Origin of the sequence: Campylobacter sp. BCW_4321 (assembly GCF_001763075.1) — a bacterium.
GTDB classification, from domain to species: domain Bacteria; phylum Campylobacterota; class Campylobacteria; order Campylobacterales; family Campylobacteraceae; genus Campylobacter_D; species Campylobacter_D jejuni.
Map to the genome: position 1 here is coordinate 39,200 of NZ_MJYA01000009.1, position 20,610 is coordinate 59,809.

A 20,610-nucleotide genomic window follows, 5' to 3' on the forward strand; every position below is an offset into this window, starting at 1 on the left:
TTTTATTTTTACCTAATTTTTAGGTCTTCTTTTTTAAATTTACAAAATTTACCATGAGGTATGTGCGATATGTTAGATAATAAATTAGGAAATCGTTTAAGAGTAGACTTCTCAAACATTTCAAAACAAATAGAAATCCCAAATCTTCTACAATTACAAAAAAAGAGTTTTGATTATTTTTTAAATCTTGATAATGGTGAAAGTGGTATAGAAAAAGTTTTTAAATCAATTTTTCCTATTCATGATCCGCAAAATAGATTGAGTCTTGAATATGTTAGTAGTGAAATAGGCAAGCCAAAATATACCATTCGCGAATGCATGGAAAGAGGTTTGACTTATTCTGTAAATTTAAAAATGAAAATCCGTCTTACTCTGCATGAAAAAGATGAAAAAACAGGGGAAAAAGTTGGCGTAAAAGATATTAAAGAACAAGAAATTTATATCCGCGAAATTCCTTTAATGACAGATCGTGTATCTTTTATCATTAACGGGGTTGAGAGAGTGGTTGTAAATCAATTACATAGAAGCCCTGGTGTTATTTTTAAAGAAGAAGAAAGTTCAACGGTTGCAAATAAGCTTGTTTATACAGCACAAATTATTCCTGATCGTGGTTCGTGGCTTTATTTTGAATACGATGCCAAAGATGTTTTGTATGTAAGAATCAATAAGCGTAGAAAAGTTCCTGTAACTATGCTTTTTAGAGCTTTAGGGTATAAAAAACAAGATATTATTAAGTTGTTTTATCCTATTCAGACTATACATGTGAAAAAAGATAAATTTTTAACAGAATTTAATCCAAATGATTTTATGGATAGAATAGAATATGATATTAAAGATGAAAAAGGAAAAATCGTTCATCAAGCTGGAAAAAGACTTACAAAGAAAAAAGCAGAACAGCTTATTAAAGACGGTTTAAAATGGATAGAATATCCTGTAGAAATTTTACTTAATCGTTATTTAGCAAATCCTATTATTGATAAAGAAAGTGGAGAGGTTTTATTTGATTCTTTAACTTTGTTAGATGAGAGTAAGCTTGCTAAGATTAAAGAGCAAAAAAGTTTTGATATAGCAAATGATTTGGCTAATGGCGTTGATGCGGCGATTATTAACTCCTTTGCTCAAGATGGAGAAACTCTAAAACTTCTTAAACAAAGTGAAAATATCGATGATGAAAATGATTTAGCTGCGATTAGAATTTACAAAGTTATGCGCCCAGGTGAACCTGTGGTAAAAGATGCAGCGAAGGCTTTTGTAAATGATTTATTCTTCAATCCTGAAAGATACGATCTTACCAAGGTAGGTCGTATGAAAATGAACCATAAGTTAGGTCTTGAAGTGCCTGAGTATGTTACTGTTTTGACTAATGAAGATATTATTAAAACTGCAAAATATTTAATTAAAGTAAAAAATGGTAAAGGACATATTGATGATAGAGATCATTTAGGAAATCGTCGTATCCGTTCTATAGGTGAACTTTTAGCCAATGAACTTCATTTAGGTCTTGCAAAAATGCAAAAGGCGATCAGAGATAAATTTACTTCTTTAAATGCGGATCTTGATAAAGTAATGCCTTATGATTTAATCAATCCTAAAATGATTACTACAACTATCATTGAATTTTTTACAGGAGGTCAGCTTTCGCAATTTATGGATCAAACCAACCCTTTAAGCGAGGTTACTCATAAGCGTCGTTTATCAGCGCTTGGTGAAGGTGGACTTGTAAAAGAAAGAGCAGGTTTTGAAGTGCGTGATGTTCACGCGACGCATTATGGTAGAATTTGTCCAGTTGAAACACCTGAAGGTCAAAATATTGGTTTGATTAACACTCTTTCTACTTATGCAAAAGTAAATGAACTTGGCTTTGTTGAAGCACCATATAGAAAAGTTGTAAATGGTAAAGTGACTAATGAAGTTGTTTATCTTACAGCGACACAAGAAGAAGGCTTGTTTATCGCACCAGCTTCAACTAAGGTTGATGCTAAAGGCAATATAGTAGAAGAATTTGTTGAGGCTAGACAAGATGGTGAAACTATACTTGCAAGACGCGAAGAAGTGCAATTAATCGATCTTTGCTCAGGTATGGTTGTTGGGGTTGCAGCTTCTTTGATTCCGTTTTTAGAGCACGATGATGCAAACAGAGCACTAATGGGTTCAAATATGCAACGTCAAGCTGTGCCACTTCTTACTGCTTCAGCTCCGATAGTAGGAACAGGTATGGAACAAATTATTGCGCGTGATGCTTGGGAAGCTGTTAAAGCAAAGCGTGGCGGTGTGGTTGAGAAAGTGGATAATAAAAGCATTTTCATTTTAGGTGAAGATGATAAAGGTCCATTTATTGACCATTACACTATGGAGAAAAATTTAAGAACCAATCAAAATACAAATTATATTCAACATCCTATTGTTAAAAAAGGTGATATAGTAAAAGCAGGACAAATTATCGCAGATGGTCCTTCTATGGATCAAGGCGAACTTGCTATAGGTAAAAATGCTTTAATCGCTTTTATGCCTTGGAATGGTTATAACTATGAGGATGCTATAGTTGTAAGTGAGAGAATTATTCGTGAAGATACCTTTACAAGCGTGCATATTTATGAAAAAGAAATTGAAGCAAGAGAACTAAAAGATGGTATAGAAGAAATTACCAAAGATATCCCAAATGTAAAAGAAGAAGATGTTGCACATCTTGATGAGAGCGGTATTGCAAAAATTGGTACCCATATCAAACCAGGTATGATTTTGGTGGGTAAGGTTTCTCCAAAAGGTGAGGTTAAACCAACTCCTGAAGAAAGACTTTTAAGAGCGATTTTTGGAGAAAAAGCAGGACATGTTGTGAATAAATCACTTTATGCAACCGCTTCTTTAGAGGGCGTTGTTGTGGATGTTAAAATTTTCACTAAAAAAGGCTATGAAAAAGATGATCGTGCAATAAAATCTTATGATAAGGAAAAAATGGCTTTAGAAAAAGAACATCATGATAGACTTTTGATGATGGATAGAGAAGAAATGCTTCGTGTTTGTGCTCTTCTTTCCAAAGCCCCTTTAAATAGCGATCAAAAAATTGGAGATAAAAATTATAAAAAAGGACAAACCGCAGATATTAGCGAACTTGAAAAAATCAATCGTTTTACTTTAACAACTTTGATTAAAGCTTATTCTAAAGAGATTCAAAAAGAATACGATGATTTAAAAAATCATTTCCAAAATGAGAAGAAAAAATTAAAAGCAGAACACGATGAAAAGCTTGAAATTTTAGAAAAAGATGATATTTTACCAAGTGGGGTAATTAAGCTTGTTAAAGTTTATATTGCTACAAAGAGAAAGCTTAAAGTCGGTGATAAAATGGCAGGACGTCACGGAAACAAAGGTATAGTTTCAACTATAGTTCCTGAAGTGGATATGCCTTATTTACCAAATGGTAAAAGTGTGGATATTGCACTTAATCCACTTGGCGTTCCAAGTCGTATGAATATAGGCCAAATTTTAGAAAGCCATTTGGGTTTAATTGGACTTAGACTTGGAGATCAGATTCAAGAAATTTTTGACAGAAAGCAAAAAGATTTTCTTAAAGAATTAAGAGCAAAAATGCTTGAAATTTGTTCTATTCCAAGACTTGCAAGCGAAAAAGAATTTATTAAAAGCTTAAGCGATGAAGAGCTTTTAAACTATGCTAGAGACTGGAGTAAAGGAGTTAAATTTGCTACTCCTGTTTTTGAAGGTGTAAATATAGAAGAATTTAGCAAGCTTTTTGAAATGGCCAAGATAGATATGGACGGCAAAACAGAACTTTATGATGGACGCACGGGTGAGAAAATCGCAGAGCGTGTTCATGTAGGATGTATGTATATGCTAAAACTCCACCACTTGGTTGATGAGAAAGTTCACGCAAGAAGTACAGGACCTTACAGCTTAGTTACCCAGCAGCCTGTGGGTGGTAAAGCACTCTTTGGGGGACAAAGATTTGGGGAGATGGAAGTTTGGGCACTTGAAGCTTATGGAGCGGCTCATACTTTAAGAGAAATGTTAACTATCAAATCAGACGATGTAGAAGGTAGATTTAGCGCTTATAAAGCATTGACAAAAGGTGAAAATGTTCCAGCAACGGGAATCCCTGAAACATTTTTTGTATTAACCAATGAGCTTAAATCTCTTGCTTTAGATGTTGAGATTTTTGATAAGGATGAAGATAATGAGTAAATTTAAAGTAATAGAAATCAAAGAAGATGCAAGACCTAGGGATTTTGAAGCGTTTCAACTAAGACTTGCAAGTCCTGAAAAAATCAAATCATGGTCTTATGGAGAAGTAAAAAAACCAGAAACTATCAATTATAGAACCTTAAAGCCTGAAAGAGATGGGCTTTTTTGTGCAAAGATTTTTGGACCTATAAGAGATTATGAATGTCTTTGTGGTAAGTATAAAAAAATGCGTTTTAAAGGTGTTAAGTGCGAAAAATGTGGTGTTGAAGTAGCAAATTCAAAAGTGCGTCGTTCTAGAATGGGACATATTGAGCTTGTAACTCCTGTGGCTCATATTTGGTATGTTAATTCTCTTCCGAGTCGTATAGGAACGCTTTTGGGTGTTAAGATGAAAGATCTTGAGCGTGTGCTTTATTATGAAGCTTATATCGTTGAAAATCCAGGTGATGCTTCCTATGATAACGAAAGTACTAAAAAAGTAGAATATTGTGATGTTTTAAACGAAGAGCAATATCAAAATTTAATGCAACGCTATGAAAATAGTGGCTTTAAAGCAAGAATGGGTGGAGAAGTTGTTCGTGATTTACTTGCAAATTTAGATCTTGTAGCGCTTTTAAATCAGCTTAAAGAAGAAATGGCGGCTACAAATTCAGAGGCTAAGAAAAAAACCATCATTAAGCGCTTAAAAGTTGTAGAAAATTTCTTAAATTCAAATTTAAACGCCAATACCGATAGCGATGAAGCTGTACCAAATCGTCCTGAATGGATGATGATTACAAATCTCCCAGTTTTACCGCCAGATTTGCGTCCTTTAGTGGCTTTAGATGGTGGGAAATTTGCAGTTTCTGATGTGAATGACTTATATCGTCGTGTTATCAATAGAAATACACGTCTTAAAAAACTTATGGAGCTTGATGCACCTGAAATCATTATCAGAAATGAAAAAAGAATGCTTCAAGAGGCTGTTGATGCACTTTTTGACAACGGTCGTCGTGCCAATGCTGTAAAAGGAGCAAATAAACGCCCATTAAAATCTTTAAGTGAAATTATCAAAGGAAAGCAAGGGCGTTTTAGACAAAACCTACTAGGTAAGAGAGTGGATTTCTCAGGTCGTAGTGTTATTGTTGTGGGTCCAAAACTTAGAATGGATCAATGTGGTTTACCTAAAAAAATGGCTTTAGAGCTTTTTAAACCACATCTTTTAGCTAAGCTTGAAGAAAAAGGTTATGCAACTACAGTAAAACAAGCTAAAAAAATGATAGAAAACAAAACCAATGAAGTTTGGGAATGTTTAGAAGAGGTAGTAAAAGGACATCCTGTTATGTTAAACCGTGCGCCTACTTTGCATAAACTTTCTATCCAAGCTTTTCATCCTGTTTTAGTGGAAGGTAAGGCTATACAACTTCATCCTTTGGTTTGTGCAGCATTTAACGCGGACTTTGATGGGGATCAAATGGCAGTGCATGTACCGCTTTCTCAAGAGGCTATTGCAGAATGTAAAGTGCTTATGCTTTCATCAATGAATATTCTTTTGCCAGCAAGCGGTAAGTCTGTAACCGTTCCATCGCAAGATATGGTTTTAGGAATTTATTATCTTTCATTGGAAAAAGCAGGTGCTAAAGGTTCGCATAAAATTTGTACAGGCATTGATGAAGTGATGATGGCGCTTGAAAGCAAGTGTTTGGATATTCATGCGAGCATACAAACTATGATAGATGGTAGAAAGATTACTACTACAGCAGGAAGATTGATTATTAAATCCATTTTACCTGATTTTGTGCCTGAAAATAGTTGGAATAAAGTCTTAAAGAAAAAAGACATTGCCGCGCTTGTGGATTATGTTTATAAACAAGGTGGTTTAGAGATTACAGCAAGTTTCTTGGATAGACTTAAAAATTTAGGTTTTGAGTATGCAACGAAAGCAGGTATTTCAATTTCGATTGCAGATATTATTGTTCCTAATGACAAGCAAAAAGCTATCAATGAAGCAAAAAAACAAGTAAGAGAAATTCAAAATTCTTATAATCTCGGTTTGATTACTTCAGGGGAAAGATACAATAAAATCATTGATATTTGGAAAAGTACAAACAATGTTCTTTCAAAAGAGATGATGAAGCTTGTAGAAAAAGATAAAGAAGGTTTTAACTCTATTTATATGATGGCAGATTCTGGTGCTAGGGGTAGTGCGGCTCAAATTTCTCAGCTTGCTGCGATGAGAGGACTTATGACTAAACCTGATGGTTCTATTATCGAAACGCCTATTATTTCGAATTTCCGTGAAGGGCTAAATGTTCTTGAATACTTTATTTCAACCCACGGTGCTAGAAAAGGTCTTGCAGATACCGCTCTTAAAACAGCAAACGCGGGTTATTTGACAAGAAAACTCATCGATGTTGCACAAAATGTAAAAATTACCATTGAAGATTGTGGAACGCATGAAGGTGTTGAAATCAATGAAATCACCGCAGATAGTTCTATTATAGAAACTTTAGAAGAAAGAATTTTAGGTAGGGTTTTAGCTGAAGATGTGATCGATCCTATTACAAATTCTGTGCTTTTTGCAGAAGGTACTTTAATGGATGAGGAAAAAGCAAAAATTCTTGGAGAAAGCGGTATAAAAAGTGTCAATATTCGCACTCCTATTACCTGCAAAGCTAAAAAAGGAATTTGTGCAAAATGTTATGGTATCAATCTTGGCGAAGGTAAATTAGTAAAACCAGGTGAAGCAGTAGGAATTATTTCCGCTCAATCTATCGGCGAGCCAGGGACGCAGCTAACTCTAAGAACTTTCCACAGCGGGGGGACTGCAAGTACGGATTTACAAGATAGACAAGTAAGCGCACAAAAAGAAGGTTTTATAAGATTTTATAATCTTAAAACTTATAAAAACAAAGAAGGTAAAAATATCGTAGCAAATCGTAGAAATGCGGCGATTTTGCTTGTGGAGCCAAAAATCAAAACTCCATTTAAAGGTGTGATTAATATAGAAAATATTCATGAAGATGTGATTGTTTCTATTAAAGATAAAAAACAAGAAGTAAAATACATATTAAGAAAATACGATCTTGCTAAACCAAATGAATTAGCAGGTGTAAGTGGCAGTATAGATGGAAAACTTTATTTGCCATATCAAAGCGGTATGCAAGTAGAAGAAAATGAAAGTATCGTAGAAGTGATTAAAGAGGGTTGGAATGTACCAAATCGTATCCCTTTTGCGAGTGAAATTTTAGTAGAAGATGGCGAGCCCGTGGTACAAAATATCAAAGCAGGCGAAAAAGGAACGCTTAAATTTTATATCCTTAAAGGCGATGGTTTAGATAGAGTAAAAAATGTTAAAAAAGGTGATATTGTTAAAGAAAAAGGATTCTTTGTAGTGATTGCTGATGAAAATGATAGAGAAGCAAAAAGACACTATATTCCAAGAGAATCTAAGATAGAATTTAACGATAGTGAAAAAATCGATGATGCAAATACTATCATTGCAAGTGCTCCTAAAAAAGAAAGAAAAGTGATTGCAGAATGGGATGCTTATAATAATACTATCATTGCAGAAATTGATGGTGTTGTAAGCTTTGAAGATATTGAAGCAGGTTATAGTGCCGATGAGCAAATTGATGAAGCTACAGGTAAGCGTTCTTTAGTGATTAATGAGTATTTGCCAAGCGGAGTTAGACCAACTTTGGTAATCGCAGGAAAAGGTGATAAGGCTGCGCGTTATCAGCTTGAACCAAAAACCGTTATTTTTGTTCATGATGGTGATAAAATCGCTCAAGCAGATATTTTAGCAAAAACTCCAAAAGCTGCAGCTAAATCAAAAGATATTACAGGAGGTCTTCCAAGAGTTTCTGAACTTTTTGAAGCAAGAAAACCAAAAAATGCGGCTGTGATTGCAGAAATTGATGGTGTTGTTCGTTTTGATAAACCTTTGCGTTCCAAAGAAAGAATCATTATCCAAGCAGAAGATGGAACAAGTGCTGAGTATTTAATCGATAAATCAAAACATATTCAAGTAAGAGATGGCGAGTTTATCCATGCAGGTGAAAAACTTACAGATGGAGTTGTTTCAAGTCATGATGTGCTTAAAATTTTGGGTGAAAAAGCCTTGCATTATTATTTGATTTCTGAAATTCAACAAGTTTATCGCGGACAAGGTGTTGTGATTTCTGATAAACATATAGAAGTTATCGTTTCTCAAATGCTAAGACAAGTAAAAGTTGTAGATAGTGGACATACGAAATTTATCGAGGGTGATTTGGTTTCAAGACGTAAATTCCGTGAAGAAAACGAAAGAATCATTAGAATGGGTGGAGAACCTGCTATTGCTGAGCCTGTGCTTTTAGGTGTAACAAGAGCAGCGATTGGAAGCGATAGTGTGATTTCTGCAGCTTCATTCCAAGAAACTACTAAAGTTCTAACCGAAGCAAGTATAGCGGGTAAATTTGACTACTTAGAAGATTTAAAAGAAAATGTTATTCTAGGTAGAATGATACCTGTTGGAACAGGGCTTTATGGTGAACAAAATTTAAAACTTAAAGAACAAGAATAAAACTCTATTTTATAGCCCTTCTGGGCTATATTTCTTCATTTTCAATCTTTTTAACTAAAATATAAGCAAAATTTAGATATCATCCAAAGTTTATTACATTTTTAAAGAAAGGAATTATTGTGCCTACCATAAATCAATTGGTTAGAAAAGAGCGCAAAAAAGTTTTAGAAAAATCTAAATCTCCAGCGCTTAAAAATTGTCCACAAAGAAGGGGAGTTTGTACTAGGGTTTATACTACAACACCTAAAAAACCAAACTCAGCGTTAAGAAAAGTTGCCAAAGTAAGACTTACTAGTGGCTTTGAAGTGATCAGCTATATCGGCGGTGAAGGTCATAACTTGCAAGAACACAGCATTGTTTTAGTGCGTGGTGGTAGGGTAAAAGACTTACCAGGGGTTAAATATCACATCGTTCGTGGTGCTCTTGATACAGCAGGTGTTGCAAAAAGAACAGTTTCTCGTTCTAAATATGGTGCTAAACGCCCTAAAGCAGGCGCTGCAAAATAATCATTCATACAGACAAATCCGTTAGATTTGATTTTGTTTGAGTAAAATTTAAAATTTGAAGGAAAAATAATGAGAAGAAGAAAAGCTCCGGTAAGAGAAGTCTTGCCTGATCCGATTTATGGTAATAAAGTAATCACAAAATTTATTAATTCTTTAATGTATGATGGCAAAAAAAGCACAGCTACAACAATTATGTATGGTGCTTTGGAAGCTATTGATAAAAAAGGTGGCGAGAAAAAAGGTATTGATATTTTTAATGATGCGATTGAAAATATCAAGCCTTTATTAGAGGTGAAATCTCGTCGTGTAGGTGGCGCAACCTATCAAGTTCCAGTAGAAGTTCGCCCTGCTAGACAACAAGCTTTGGCGATTCGTTGGATTATTTCTTTTGCAAGAAAAAGAAGTGAAAGAACTATGATTGATAAACTTGCAGCTGAGCTTTTAGATGCTGCTAATAGCAAAGGTGCTTCATTTAAGAAGAAAGAAGATACTTATAAAATGGCTGAAGCAAATAAAGCATTTGCTCACTATCGTTGGTAAGAAGGAGTGTGTATGTCAAGAAGTACTCCTTTAAAAAAAGTTAGAAATATCGGTATTGCTGCTCACATCGATGCGGGTAAAACGACTACATCTGAAAGAATTCTTTTCTTTACAGGCATGAGTCATAAAATCGGTGAAGTTCATGATGGTGCTGCAACTATGGACTGGATGGAGCAAGAGAAAGAGCGTGGGATTACTATCACTTCTGCGGCTACAACTTGTTTTTGGAAAGACCATCAAATCAACCTTATTGACACTCCAGGCCACGTTGATTTTACAATTGAAGTTGAAAGATCTATGCGTGTTCTTGATGGTGCTGTTGCGGTATTTTGTTCAGTGGGTGGGGTGCAGCCTCAAAGTGAAACAGTTTGGAGACAAGCAAATAAATATGGTGTTCCAAGAATAGTATTTGTAAATAAAATGGATAGAATCGGTGCAAATTTCTACAATGTAGAAGATCAAATTCGCAACCGTTTAAAAGCTAATCCAGTTCCACTTCAAATTCCAATTGGTGCTGAGGATAATTTTAAAGGCGTAATCGATCTTGTAACTATGAAAGCTTTAGTTTGGGAAGATGATACTAAGCCAACGGATTATGTAGAAAAAGAAATTCCAGCTGAACTTAAAGAAAAGGCAGAAGAATATCGCACAAAAATGATAGAAGCAGTTTCTGAAACTTCAGATGAGTTGATGGAAAAATATTTAGGCGGAGAAGAATTAAGCCTTGAAGAGATTAAAACAGGGATTAAAGCAGGATGTTTAAGTCTTTCTATCGTTCCTATGCTTTGCGGTACAGCGTTTAAAAATAAAGGGGTTCAACCTTTGCTTGATGCTGTTGTGGCTTATTTACCAGCTCCTGATGAAGTGGCAAATATCAAGGGTGAATATGAAGATGGCACAGAAGTTTCTGTAAAATCAACTGATGATGGCGAGTTTGCAGGACTTGCATTTAAAATCATGACAGATCCATTTGTAGGACAACTTACTTTCGTGCGTGTTTATCGCGGTTGTTTGGAAAGTGGTTCTTATGCGTATAACTCAACTAAAGATAAAAAAGAAAGAATTGGTCGTTTGTTAAAAATGCACTCTAACAAAAGAGAAGAGATTAAAGTGCTTTACGCAGGCGAAATTGGTGCTGTTGTAGGACTTAAAGATACTTTAACAGGGGATACTCTTGCAAGTGAAAAAGATAAGGTAATCCTTGAAAGAATGGATTTTCCAGATCCAGTTATTTCTGTTGCAGTTGAGCCAAAAACTAAAGCTGATCAAGAAAAAATGTCTATTGCTTTAAATAAATTAGCACAAGAAGATCCAAGTTTTAGAGTTTCTACAGATGAAGAAAGTGGTCAAACTATCATTTCAGGTATGGGTGAGTTACACCTTGAAATTATCGTTGATAGAATGCTTCGTGAATTTAAAGTTGAAGCTGAAGTAGGTCAACCACAAGTTGCTTATCGCGAAACTATTAGAAAAACTGTTGAACAAGAATACAAATACGCTAAACAATCAGGTGGACGTGGTCAGTATGGACATGTATTCTTACGCCTTGAACCACTTGAGCCAGGTAGTGGATATGAATTTGTTAATGATATCAAAGGTGGGGTAATTCCAAAAGAATACATTCCTGCAGTTGATAAAGGTGTTCAAGAAGCATTACAAAATGGTGTTTTAGCAGGTTATCCTGTGGAAGATGTTAAAGTAACTGTTTATGATGGAAGTTATCACGAGGTGGATTCATCTGAGATGGCGTTTAAGCTTGCTGCTTCTATGGGCTTTAAAGAAGGCGCTAGAAAAGCAGGTGCTGTAATCTTAGAGCCTATGATGAAAGTTGAAGTAGAAACTCCTGAAGATTATATGGGTGATGTTATTGGCGATCTTAACAAACGCCGCGGTCAAGTAAATAGCATGGATGAGCGTGGCGGAAATAAAATCATTACAGCATTTTGTCCTTTGGCTGAAATGTTTGGTTATTCTACTGATCTTAGAAGTCAAACTCAAGGTCGTGCGACTTATTCTATGGAATTTGATCACTATGATGAAGTTCCTAAAAATGTTGCGGATGAAATCATCAAAAAAAGAAACGGTTAAATTGTTAGCGGGATTTTTCCCGCTTTCTGTCCTCGTAGCTCAGCAGGATAGAGCGCAAAATTCCTAATTTTGAGGCCGTGAGTTCGAATCTCGCCGTGGACACCATTTTATGAGGTGTTATTATGATAAAAATTGCTTTTTTTATAACTTTTGTAATTTCTTTTTTGACAGCACAAAGCCCAGTAAATTTTAAAGAAGATAATAATATAACAAAAGAACAAAATATATTTAAAGAACAACCTCCAAAACGCATTAAAATTCCAACGCATTAAAATATATGTCAGATTTGATTACGCTAGCACAATTATCACAAGGGTATCGTTATAATAGTGATTCTTTAATTTTAGCTGATTTTATTTTAAAACAAGGAATTAAAGGCGCTGTTTTTGATGTAGGTGCAGGCTGTGGTATCATAGGTATTTTACTTAAAAAAAATATTGCAAATTTAAGTTTATCTTTGATTGATATTCAAAAAGAAAATATAAAATTGATTGAAAAAAATTTAAAATCCAACCAAATACAAGGCGATATTTTTCATGATGATTTCAATCAATTTCAAAGCATAAAAAAATTTGACTTCATAGTTTGCAATCCTCCATTTTATAGACAAGGAGCTTACAAGAGTGAAGATCAGCATAAAGTTATAAGTAAATTTCAGGAATTTTTACCCTTGCATAGCTTTTTAACTAAAGCAAATTCTATGCTTAAGCCAAATGGTACTTTGTATTTTTGCTATGAAGCTTTAGCTTTAGATGAAATTTGTTTTATTTTAAAAGATATGAAAATAAAAATAACAAAGCTTTGCTTTGTACATACACATCAAAACAAAAAAGCAAGACTTGTTTTGATACAGGTAAAAAAAGGTTCAAAATCGCCTTGTGAGATTTTACCTCCTTTTTTTGTATATGAAAATGAAATTTTAAGCAAACAAATGCAAGAAATTCACTCAAGATTTAGGTTAAAAAGTTATGATATTTGATAAAAATTTTTCTTATGCTTTTGATGAAAATGCTTGTGAGAAATGCGGTGGAAAGTGTTGCACTGGAGAAAGTGGCAATATTTTTGCGAGCAAGGAAGAATTAGAAGCATTAAGAAAGCATTTAAATTTAGAAAGCAAAGAATTTGCTGAAAAATACTTGAGAAAAGTGGGCTTTAAAATGAGTTTTAAGGAAGTCGAATTTGAAGATGGCTTTGCTTGCATTTTTTTTGATACTCAAAAAAGAAATTGCAGTATCTACGATTTTCGTCCAAAACAATGCAGAACTTTTCCATTTTGGGAATATTTTAAAACACATCAAAAGGAATTAGAAAAAGAATGTATAGGTATTTGTTATTTGTCTTAGTAGCCTTTTTTTTGGCAGCTTGTGGAAGTTCAAAAATCAATGTTGTTTATCCTGATTATACAAAATATAAAAGCAATGATTTTGATTTAAGGGTTATGAAGGCTTATAATTATGAGTATTATAAACAATACAAAGAAGCCAGAGATGAATTTTTAAGTCTTTATCAAGATTATAATAATGCTAATTTTTTAGAAAATGCATTTTTACTTACTTTGGCAAACAATCTTGACAAGCAAGCAGAGTTAAATAATCTAGCAAAGCCTTATTTAAATCAAAATGACAATCTTAAGCGACTTAGTGCTCTTTATGCTTTAAATTCAAATGATATCAATAATGCTCAAAAACTTATGAAAGAGCTTTTAACAAAAAAGGATAGTGATCCTAGAAATTTAGAGCTTTACGGAGATATTTTGGTTAAAAAAAATGATTTAAAAAATGCCACAAAGTACTATAGATCTGCTTATAATCAAGTGCAAAACGAAGAAATTTTATTTAAACTCATAGGAATTTATGCGATTTTAAATGATACTTTAAATATTAAAAATGTTTTAGAATTTTCAAGAAAAACCAATGGTTGCACTCTCAAAACTTGCGTCTTGCTTGCTAAAATTTATTTTGATGAAAAAAATATCGAAGCTTTAAAAAGTATATATAAAGAGCTTTATCAACTTACCAAAAATAAAAGTTTTGCATTGGCTTTGGTTGAGCTTTTAAATTCTCAAGGCAAAACAGAAGAAGCTTTAAAAATTTCTTTGAAGTATGATTTAGATGATGATATTAAACTTGCTTTGTATCAGAATTTAAAACGCTTTGATGATGCTAAAAAAATGAGTTTAGCTCTTTATCATAAAACAAAAAATAAAGAATATCTTCTACGAGCGGCAGTTTTTGAATTTGAAGCTGCAAATGAAGCTAAAAAAATCACTCCAAAAGTAATTGATTCTGTAAAAGAAAAATTCGAACAGGCTATCGATAAAGATAGCAATGCTTTGTATTTAAACTACTATGGATATTTGCTTATAGATTATGATTTAGATGTTAAAAAAGGTATAGAGCTTGTGAAACTTGCCTTAGAAAAAGATCCACAGAATTTGTATTATTTAGATTCTTTAGCTTGGGGGTATTATAAACTAGGCAATTGTAAGCAAGCATGGGAAATTTTAAAACAAACATTAGATGATAAAGAATTTGCAAATTCTGATGAGAGTAAAGCTCATATAAAAGCGATAAAGGCGTGTGTAAAACCATGATATTGGATAAAATTTTTGAAAAAACAAAAGAAGATTTAAAAGAACGCAAACTAAAACTTCCTTATGATATGTTAGGGCGTTCTTTAGCTTCAAATCCTTTCTTTCCAAAAGATGTGATTAAAGCTTTAAAAAGAGTAGAAAAAGAAGTTAAAATCATAGCAGAAGTAAAAAAAGCAAGTCCTAGCAAGGGAGTCATTAGAGAAGACTTTGATCCTTTGAGTATCGCTTTAAATTATGAGAAGAACAAAGCTGCGGCGATTTCTGTTTTGACTGAGCCACATTTTTTTAAAGGTTCTTTAGAATACTTAAGTCTTATACGCCGTTATACACAAATTCCTTTACTTAGAAAAGATTTTATCTTTGATGAGTATCAAATTTTAGAAGCTTTGGTTTATGGGGCAGATTTTGTATTGTTAATCACTAAAATGCTAAGCATGAAAGAGCTTAAAAAACTGCTTGAGTTTGCAAGACATTTAGGTCTTGAGGCTTTGGTTGAAATTCATGATAAAGAGGATTTGAGTAAGGCTATTTTTGCTGGAGCGGATATTATCGGTATCAATCATCGTAATTTAGAGGATTTTACTATGGATATGAGTTTGTGCGAAAAACTTATCCCACAAATCCCAAATTCAAAAATCATCATCGCAGAAAGTGGTTTAGAAAATAAAGAATTTTTAGAGCATTTACAAAATTTAGGCGTTGATGCTTTTTTAATCGGCGAATATTTTATGCGTGAGGAAGATGAAGGAAAGGCTTTAAAAGCTTTGCTTTAAGGAGGGAAAATGCAATATTTGTATGCACCATGGCGGAGTGAGTATTTTGAAAAAGAAAAAACTGTTTGTCCATTTTGTGATTGTACTAATAAGATCAAAAGTGATAAAGAATTAGGTGTGATTTTTAGAGCAAAGCATTGTTTTGGAGTGATGAACCGCTATCCTTATTCTGCGGGGCATTTTATGGTGATTCCTTATGTACATGAAGAGCATATAGAAAATTTAAGCGATGAAATTTGGCAAGAAATGAGCCATTTTGTGCGTTTGGGAGTGAAAATTTTAAAAGAGCAAATTCATGCAAATGGGGTCAATATCGGTATGAATTTAAGCAAAGATGCAGGAGCTGGCATAGCTTTTCATTGTCATTATCATCTAGTGCCACGCTGGACAGGAGATACAAATTTTATCACAACCATAGGAGAAACTAGGGTTTGTGGCACTAATATCGAGCAAGTTTATCAAAAACTTGTTTTGGCTTTTAAAAATGCTCAGTGAAGTTGAATTTACAGAATTTCAAAAAGAAAATTTCTCTCTTTTAATCGATGCAAGAAGCCCTAGAGAATTTTTGCATTCTCATTTGATAGGAGCTTTAAATTTTTATGCACTCAATGATGAAGAATATCAAGAAATAGGAACGATTTATAAGAAAAATCAAGCTTTAGCCAAGGCTAGGGGTGCGAGTTATATTTGTCAAAATACCGCTAAACATATATTAGAAATCACTCAAAATTTTCGCATAGGAGAAAAGGTAGGGATTTATTGTTCTCGTGGGGGTTTGCGTTCAAAGTCTATCGCAGTGATTTTAAGTGAGCTTGGTTTTAGAGTGGTGCGTTTAAAAGGTGGCTTTAAAGCTTATAGAACTTTTGTAACGCGTTATTTTGAAAATGAAATAAATTTTGATTTTTTTGCTCTTTGCGGCAATACAGGCTGTGGAAAAACAGAGCTTTTAGAACAACTCCCACAAGCTATAAATTTAGAAAAAATGGCAAATCATTTAGGCTCATCTTTTGGTGATATTTTAGGAAAACAACCTACGCAAAAAGCTTTTGAAGCAGAACTTTTTCACAATATGCAAAATTTAGAAAATTTTGCTTTCATAGAAAGTGAAAGTCGCAAAATAGGGGATATCATCTTACCTTTGAAATTTTATGAAAAAATGCAAAAGGCTTTTAAAATTTATTGTTTTTGTTCTTTGGAAAATCGCGTTAAAAGAATACAAAAAATTTATCAAGAAAAAATGACTCCTTTAAAATTTCAACAATGTGTGCAAAAAATCAGCCCTTATATCAGCTTAAATTTACGCCAAGAATTGCTTCAAAGTTATGAGAAAAAAGAATGGCAAAAGCTTATTGTTATGCTTTTGGAGTATTATGATAAAACTTATAAAAAACCAGACAAGATTGATTTTGAGTTAAATACCGATGATATTTTAAAAGCTCAAGAAGAGCTTTTAGATCATTTTAAAGCGCAATTACTTTTTTAATATTAGATAATTTTATTAAATAATCAAATTTTTTCTTCATCATCTTACAATAATCCTTTTTTATCTTTGTTGTTTTTTAGCTTGGCCCAAATTTGTATTTTAATGCTAGTAAATTTGAATCATAGAGAAGTAAAATATTTTTTAAATCCCTATTTATAGTAATTTAAAATAAAAAAATAAACTTTTATAAAAAAATATATAAAATATTTCTTAAATTTATATTTTTTAAATCATTTTAAATATAATTATCTTGTAATTATATTTTGTAAGAAAGGGTAGGTAAGCGAATGCGGTAAATTCAAGTTTTATTGTATTGTGTACTCTGCTAGTTTTGCTTATGACTCCAGCTTTAGCAATGTTTTATTTGGGTATGGTAAGAAGTAAAAATACATTCAATACCATAATGAATTGCTTTATTGTTTTTGGTGTCATTGCTTTACAATGGGTAGTGCTTGAGTGGCTCATCCATAAAAACTGACTATTTTAGGTGGACTTAGTGGGCTTGTAGTTGCGGTTATGTAGATTTTATGCTTCTCTTGTTATAGGAGCTTTGTCTTTCTGTATTTTGTTGTTTTAGTTTGAGTTTTATTAAATACAAACTCAAATAGGATTGATTCTTTAGATGCTTTTTCTTTACACGGAATCGGAGGTGTTTGAGAGGAATTGCTACAGGGCTTTTTGCAAGTGCTAAAGTAAATCCTAATGTGATTGCCTAAAATGCGCTTGGCGAGATTTTTTATCAGTGGAAGTTTAGAGCTTTTAAAAGAGCAAATTCTTGCTATTATGATTTGTATGTTTTTTCAGCTCTCATAAGCTTTATTATTCTTAAGATTATTTCTTATTTTGTAGACTTAAGAGCGAAAGAAGAAGTAGAACAAAAAGGCTTAGATGTGAGTTTGCGCGGAGAAAAAGCTTATACTTTGGCTTAGTCAGCTAAATTTTTACCAAAAAGTCCTTGTTAATCTTTAAAAAAATGATAGACAAGGGTCTCAAATTCATTCTTGGTTAAGATCAGATAAATATTTTAAAATAAATTCCATAAATTCATCACTATCATTAGGACAACTTATTAAATCATAATCACATTTTGCTAAATGTTTATACTCCATACCTAGTTCAAAAATCGTTTCAGAACAATCTATACAAAAAGAAATAGGATAAATTAAAGCTTTATCGTTTAAATTTGCCAAAATATCGCTTGTATTTGGTTCAAGCCATTTTACAGGGCCTAGTTTGGACTGATAAGCTAAAATAAATTCATCAAAATGATCTTTTAATTTTTCTTTTAAAATTTCTACATGATTATTTACATGCTTTTCGTATAAATCACCCTTATCAATAATACTTTGTGGTAAAGAATGCGCTGAAAAAATCAAAATTTTGGCATCAAATTTATTTTTTTTAGCCAAAATGTGCGAAATTATCATCTCATTATAAAGTTCATTTTTGTAAAAAATATCTATAGTTTTTACTTTTGCTTGAATTTTTTGCTTTGAAATTTCATTTTGCAGAACTTCTAAAGATGAAGTTACTGTGGTGCAAGAATGGTGTGGATAAAGTGGAAAAAGAATGATTTCATCACTTTCATTTAAAGTGTATTTTTGCAAAATTTCTGTGGCAAAAGGAGGCACATAAAGATTTACAAAATCAAATTTAAATTCATCTTGTTTTAAATTAAGCTTGTCACACAGGCTTTGAGTAAGTTCGTTTAAAGGGGATTTTCCGCCCATTTTTTTATAGTTTTCTTGCATGGCTTTAACGCGAGCCTTTGTTATGATCCATGCTACAAATTTTCTTAAAAATCGATTTTTGATTCCTAAAATATAAGGATCATTAAACATATTTTTTAAAAAAACTTCACAATCTTGTAAATTCGTAGCTCCGCCCATATTTAAAAATAAAACTAATTTCACGCAAACCTTTCTAAAATTTCTTGAACTTTGTAAGCATCGCTCGTGCTGGCTAGATGATTGGGTTGATTATCGATAAGTTTTAACAAAGCTTCGTGTTCTGAAAAAAGTGGACTTTGTTGAGTAAGTTCTATAAAATTTCCATCTTTTAATAAAGAAAAATCATTTAAATTGGCTTCATAAAAATGATTTTTAGTAATAAGATGAATTTTTCTTAGTTTTTGTGTGCTATTCCAACTTTGATGTATGCTAGCAATACATTTTTCAAGCCCACATAGAATAATGCTTTCACTTTCTCTTGTTTGATCTTGAGTGTATTTTTTAAGCAAATTGGTTTTTGTTATTTCTTGCTTGCTTAAAAAACAAAGCAAATCAAGATCATGTACAGCCAAATCTTGCAAAATCCCTACATCGCTGATTCTTTGCGGGTAGGGTGAAAATCTTTGTATGTTAATGCTGATAATTTCTTCATTTTCAAGCTCTTTTTTTAGGGCTAAAACTGCAGGATTAAATCTTTCGCAAAAACCTACGCCTACTTTTATGCTGTATTCTTTAGCTAAATTTGAAATTTCGTCTATTTCTTTTAAATTTAGAGCTAAAGGCTTTTCGATTAAAACGCATTTGCATTGTTTAAAAACTTTTTTTGCTATTGCTAAATGTGAATTTGTAGGTGTTGCTATGATGATAATATCATTATTTTGATTTAAAAATTTATTCAAATCATCATAAAAAATATCATCAAAAATATTTAGATTTGGATTTTTGCAAAGATCAAAAAGTGCATTAAGCTTAAAATGAGAATTTTTGCTAAGTTCATTTAAGTGGTTTTGCCCCATTTTTCCAAGGCCTATGATACCTATTTTCATGGAGTTAATCTTTAAAAATATAAATAACTTGTTCTTGTTCTTCTTCGCTTAAAAAAGGTGAAAAAGGCAAAGATAAGATGTGTTTGCTTGCATATTCTGAATTTTTAAGTTCTAAATTTGAAAACTTACTAAAGCAAGGTTGTTTATGCAAAGGGGTTGGATAGTGTATAGCATAAGGTATATTAGCTTTTTCAAATTTTTGCAATACGCTAGCTCTATCTTCAACTAAAACGCTGTATTGTGCATAAGCGCTAAAAGCATTTGGATCAATTTGCGGAATTTGGCAGTTTTTTAAATTTGCATTATAAGTTTGTGCTAATTTTTGTCTTTTGTCTAATTCTTTTTCTAGGTATTTTAACTTAACATTTAAAATCGCCGCTTGTAAAGTATCAAGGCGTCCATTTATACCTATAAATTCATGTTTATAACGCTGAGTTTGTCCGTGATTGAGTAAAATTCTTATTTTTTTAGCAACTTCATCATCATGGCAAAAAATAGCCCCACCATCGCCATAAGCTCCCAAAGGTTTTGAGGGAAAAAAGCTTGTGCATGAAATTTTAGCTATAGAGCAGGATTTTTCTCCTTTGAAACTTGCGCCAAAACTTTGTGCACCATCTTCGATCAAAGTGATATTTTTATCTTTTAAAATTTCTTCTAAAGCCCTTAAATCACTCATTTGTCCAAACATACTCACTGCTATAACAGCTTTAGTTTTTGGGGTTATTGCTTTTTGCACTGCTTCAAAATCAAGATTGTAATTTGATAGATTTATATCTACAAAAACAGGTTTTGCACCTGTTAAGGCCACAACTTCAGCTGTTGCTATGAAAGTAAAACTAGGCACTATAACTTCATCATCTTTGCCAATATCTAAAGCTCTTAAGGCAAGATATAAAGCACTGGTTCCACTTGAGCAACCTATAGCGTGTTTAACACCTAAAAAATGAGATAAATTTTGCTCAAATTCGTTAAGCTTTACACCGCCTATGAAAGAAGAGCTTGATAAAACGCTTTCAATTTCAGTATTGATTTCATCTTTGTATGCGAGATATTGGGCTTGAAGATTGATAAAATTCATAAAAAACCTTAGAGAAATAAAATTAAATAA

At 32.7% G+C, this 20,610-nt stretch carries 15 protein-coding genes, 1 tRNA gene and 1 pseudogene; 14 read left to right on the top strand and 3 right to left on the bottom strand.

The genetic code is table 11. The features are described from left to right. The first annotated feature begins 60 nt into the window (after nucleotides 1-60). The 14 genes and pseudogenes from rpoB (at nucleotide 61) to AJN58_RS02055 (ending at nucleotide 17,655) form a co-directional block, all read left to right on the top strand. Nucleotides 61-4,197: a DNA-directed RNA polymerase subunit beta gene (gene rpoB, locus AJN58_RS01990; protein WP_072225851.1), complete on the top strand. Its 4,137-nt coding sequence runs from the start codon at nucleotides 61-63 to the stop codon at nucleotides 4,195-4,197. Beyond that, the gene (gene rpoC, locus AJN58_RS01995) at nucleotides 4,190-8,743 is read left to right on the top strand and encodes a DNA-directed RNA polymerase subunit beta' (RefSeq protein ID WP_070233381.1); all 4,554 of its coding nucleotides are present in this window, start codon (nucleotides 4,190-4,192) and stop codon (nucleotides 8,741-8,743) included. Before rpoB ends, rpoC begins: the two co-directional genes overlap by 8 nt. A 119-nt stretch (nucleotides 8,744-8,862) precedes the next feature. Next, entirely contained in the window at nucleotides 8,863-9,249 is a 387-nt protein-coding gene (rpsL, locus tag AJN58_RS02000) for a 30S ribosomal protein S12 (RefSeq protein ID WP_002782934.1), read from the top strand. A gap of 69 nt (nucleotides 9,250-9,318) precedes the next feature. After that, the gene (gene rpsG / locus AJN58_RS02005) at nucleotides 9,319-9,789 is read left to right on the top strand and encodes a 30S ribosomal protein S7 (protein WP_002779471.1); all 471 of its coding nucleotides are present in this window, start codon (nucleotides 9,319-9,321) and stop codon (nucleotides 9,787-9,789) included. Between the two features lie 12 nt (nucleotides 9,790-9,801). Further along, on the top strand, nucleotides 9,802-11,877 hold the full coding sequence (gene fusA, locus AJN58_RS02010) for an elongation factor G (protein ID WP_002779472.1): 2,076 nt from the start codon (nucleotides 9,802-9,804) through the stop codon (nucleotides 11,875-11,877). 28 nt (nucleotides 11,878-11,905) lie between these two features. Next, nucleotides 11,906-11,982 (top strand) — tRNA-Arg (locus AJN58_RS02015). 17 nt (nucleotides 11,983-11,999) lie between these two features. Next, nucleotides 12,000-12,149: a hypothetical protein gene (locus AJN58_RS02020; protein ID WP_002857548.1), complete on the top strand. Its 150-nt coding sequence runs from the start codon at nucleotides 12,000-12,002 to the stop codon at nucleotides 12,147-12,149. Between the two features lie 5 nt (nucleotides 12,150-12,154). Beyond that, complete coding sequence (locus tag AJN58_RS02025) at nucleotides 12,155-12,856, top strand: tRNA1(Val) (adenine(37)-N6)-methyltransferase (protein ID WP_070233407.1); 702 nt, start codon at nucleotides 12,155-12,157, stop codon at nucleotides 12,854-12,856. After that, nucleotides 12,846-13,220, top strand: a complete 375-nt coding sequence (locus AJN58_RS02030; RefSeq protein WP_002933038.1) for a YkgJ family cysteine cluster protein — start codon at nucleotides 12,846-12,848, stop codon at nucleotides 13,218-13,220. The genes AJN58_RS02025 and AJN58_RS02030 overlap by 11 nt, the downstream gene beginning before the upstream one ends. Then, nucleotides 13,193-14,470, top strand: a complete 1,278-nt coding sequence (locus tag AJN58_RS02035) for a tetratricopeptide repeat protein (RefSeq protein WP_002861227.1) — start codon at nucleotides 13,193-13,195, stop codon at nucleotides 14,468-14,470. The genes AJN58_RS02030 and AJN58_RS02035 overlap by 28 nt, the downstream gene beginning before the upstream one ends. Further along, nucleotides 14,467-15,243 (top strand): indole-3-glycerol phosphate synthase TrpC, encoded by a 777-nt coding sequence (trpC, locus tag AJN58_RS02040; protein WP_044778775.1) that lies wholly within the window; start codon nucleotides 14,467-14,469, stop codon nucleotides 15,241-15,243. Before AJN58_RS02035 ends, trpC begins: the two co-directional genes overlap by 4 nt. 9 nt (nucleotides 15,244-15,252) lie before the next feature. After that, nucleotides 15,253-15,738, top strand: coding sequence for an HIT family protein (locus AJN58_RS02045; RefSeq protein ID WP_044778774.1), 486 nt, complete (start codon nucleotides 15,253-15,255; stop codon nucleotides 15,736-15,738). Then, the gene (gene mnmH / locus AJN58_RS02050) at nucleotides 15,728-16,726 is read left to right on the top strand and encodes a tRNA 2-selenouridine(34) synthase MnmH (protein WP_002861230.1); all 999 of its coding nucleotides are present in this window, start codon (nucleotides 15,728-15,730) and stop codon (nucleotides 16,724-16,726) included. Before AJN58_RS02045 ends, mnmH begins: the two co-directional genes overlap by 11 nt. Nucleotides 16,727-17,063: 337 nt before the next feature. After that, nucleotides 17,064-17,655: pseudogene (locus tag AJN58_RS02055) on the top strand (hypothetical protein). A gap of 66 nt (nucleotides 17,656-17,721) precedes the next feature. Here the strand turns inward: AJN58_RS02055 and hemH are convergent. From hemH to AJN58_RS02070, 3 genes are read right to left on the bottom strand one after another with little or no spacing between them, the layout of a single operon-like run. Beyond that, on the bottom strand, nucleotides 17,722-18,639 hold the full coding sequence (gene hemH, locus AJN58_RS02060; RefSeq protein WP_002881223.1) for a ferrochelatase: 918 nt from the start codon (nucleotides 18,637-18,639) through the stop codon (nucleotides 17,722-17,724). Further along, on the bottom strand, nucleotides 18,636-19,502 hold the full coding sequence (locus AJN58_RS02065) for a Gfo/Idh/MocA family protein (protein ID WP_070233408.1): 867 nt from the start codon (nucleotides 19,500-19,502) through the stop codon (nucleotides 18,636-18,638). The genes hemH and AJN58_RS02065 overlap by 4 nt, the downstream gene beginning before the upstream one ends. Nucleotides 19,503-19,506: 4 nt before the next feature. Further along, a complete protein-coding gene (locus AJN58_RS02070; protein ID WP_070233409.1) occupies nucleotides 19,507-20,580 on the bottom strand; it encodes a DegT/DnrJ/EryC1/StrS family aminotransferase in 1,074 nt (357 codons plus the stop codon). Nucleotides 20,581-20,610 lie beyond the last annotated feature (30 nt).

Coding starts and splice junctions, on each gene's coding strand:
- AJN58_RS02070 (WP_070233409.1), bottom strand. CDS start 20,580: ATGAATTTTATCAATCTTCAAGCCCAATATCTCGCATACAAAGATGAA.
- mnmH (WP_002861230.1), top strand. CDS start 15,728: ATGCTCAGTGAAGTTGAATTTACAGAATTTCAAAAAGAAAATTTCTCT.
- AJN58_RS02065 (WP_070233408.1), bottom strand. CDS start 19,502: ATGAAAATAGGTATCATAGGCCTTGGAAAAATGGGGCAAAACCACTTA.
- rpsG (WP_002779471.1), top strand. CDS start 9,319: ATGAGAAGAAGAAAAGCTCCGGTAAGAGAAGTCTTGCCTGATCCGATT.
- fusA (WP_002779472.1), top strand. CDS start 9,802: ATGTCAAGAAGTACTCCTTTAAAAAAAGTTAGAAATATCGGTATTGCT.
- AJN58_RS02020 (WP_002857548.1), top strand. CDS start 12,000: ATGATAAAAATTGCTTTTTTTATAACTTTTGTAATTTCTTTTTTGACA.
- AJN58_RS02035 (WP_002861227.1), top strand. CDS start 13,193: ATGTATAGGTATTTGTTATTTGTCTTAGTAGCCTTTTTTTTGGCAGCT.
- AJN58_RS02045 (WP_044778774.1), top strand. CDS start 15,253: ATGCAATATTTGTATGCACCATGGCGGAGTGAGTATTTTGAAAAAGAA.
- rpoB (WP_072225851.1), top strand. CDS start 61: ATGTGCGATATGTTAGATAATAAATTAGGAAATCGTTTAAGAGTAGAC.
- trpC (WP_044778775.1), top strand. CDS start 14,467: ATGATATTGGATAAAATTTTTGAAAAAACAAAAGAAGATTTAAAAGAA.
- rpoC (WP_070233381.1), top strand. CDS start 4,190: ATGAGTAAATTTAAAGTAATAGAAATCAAAGAAGATGCAAGACCTAGG.
- AJN58_RS02030 (WP_002933038.1), top strand. CDS start 12,846: ATGATATTTGATAAAAATTTTTCTTATGCTTTTGATGAAAATGCTTGT.
- AJN58_RS02025 (WP_070233407.1), top strand. CDS start 12,155: ATGTCAGATTTGATTACGCTAGCACAATTATCACAAGGGTATCGTTAT.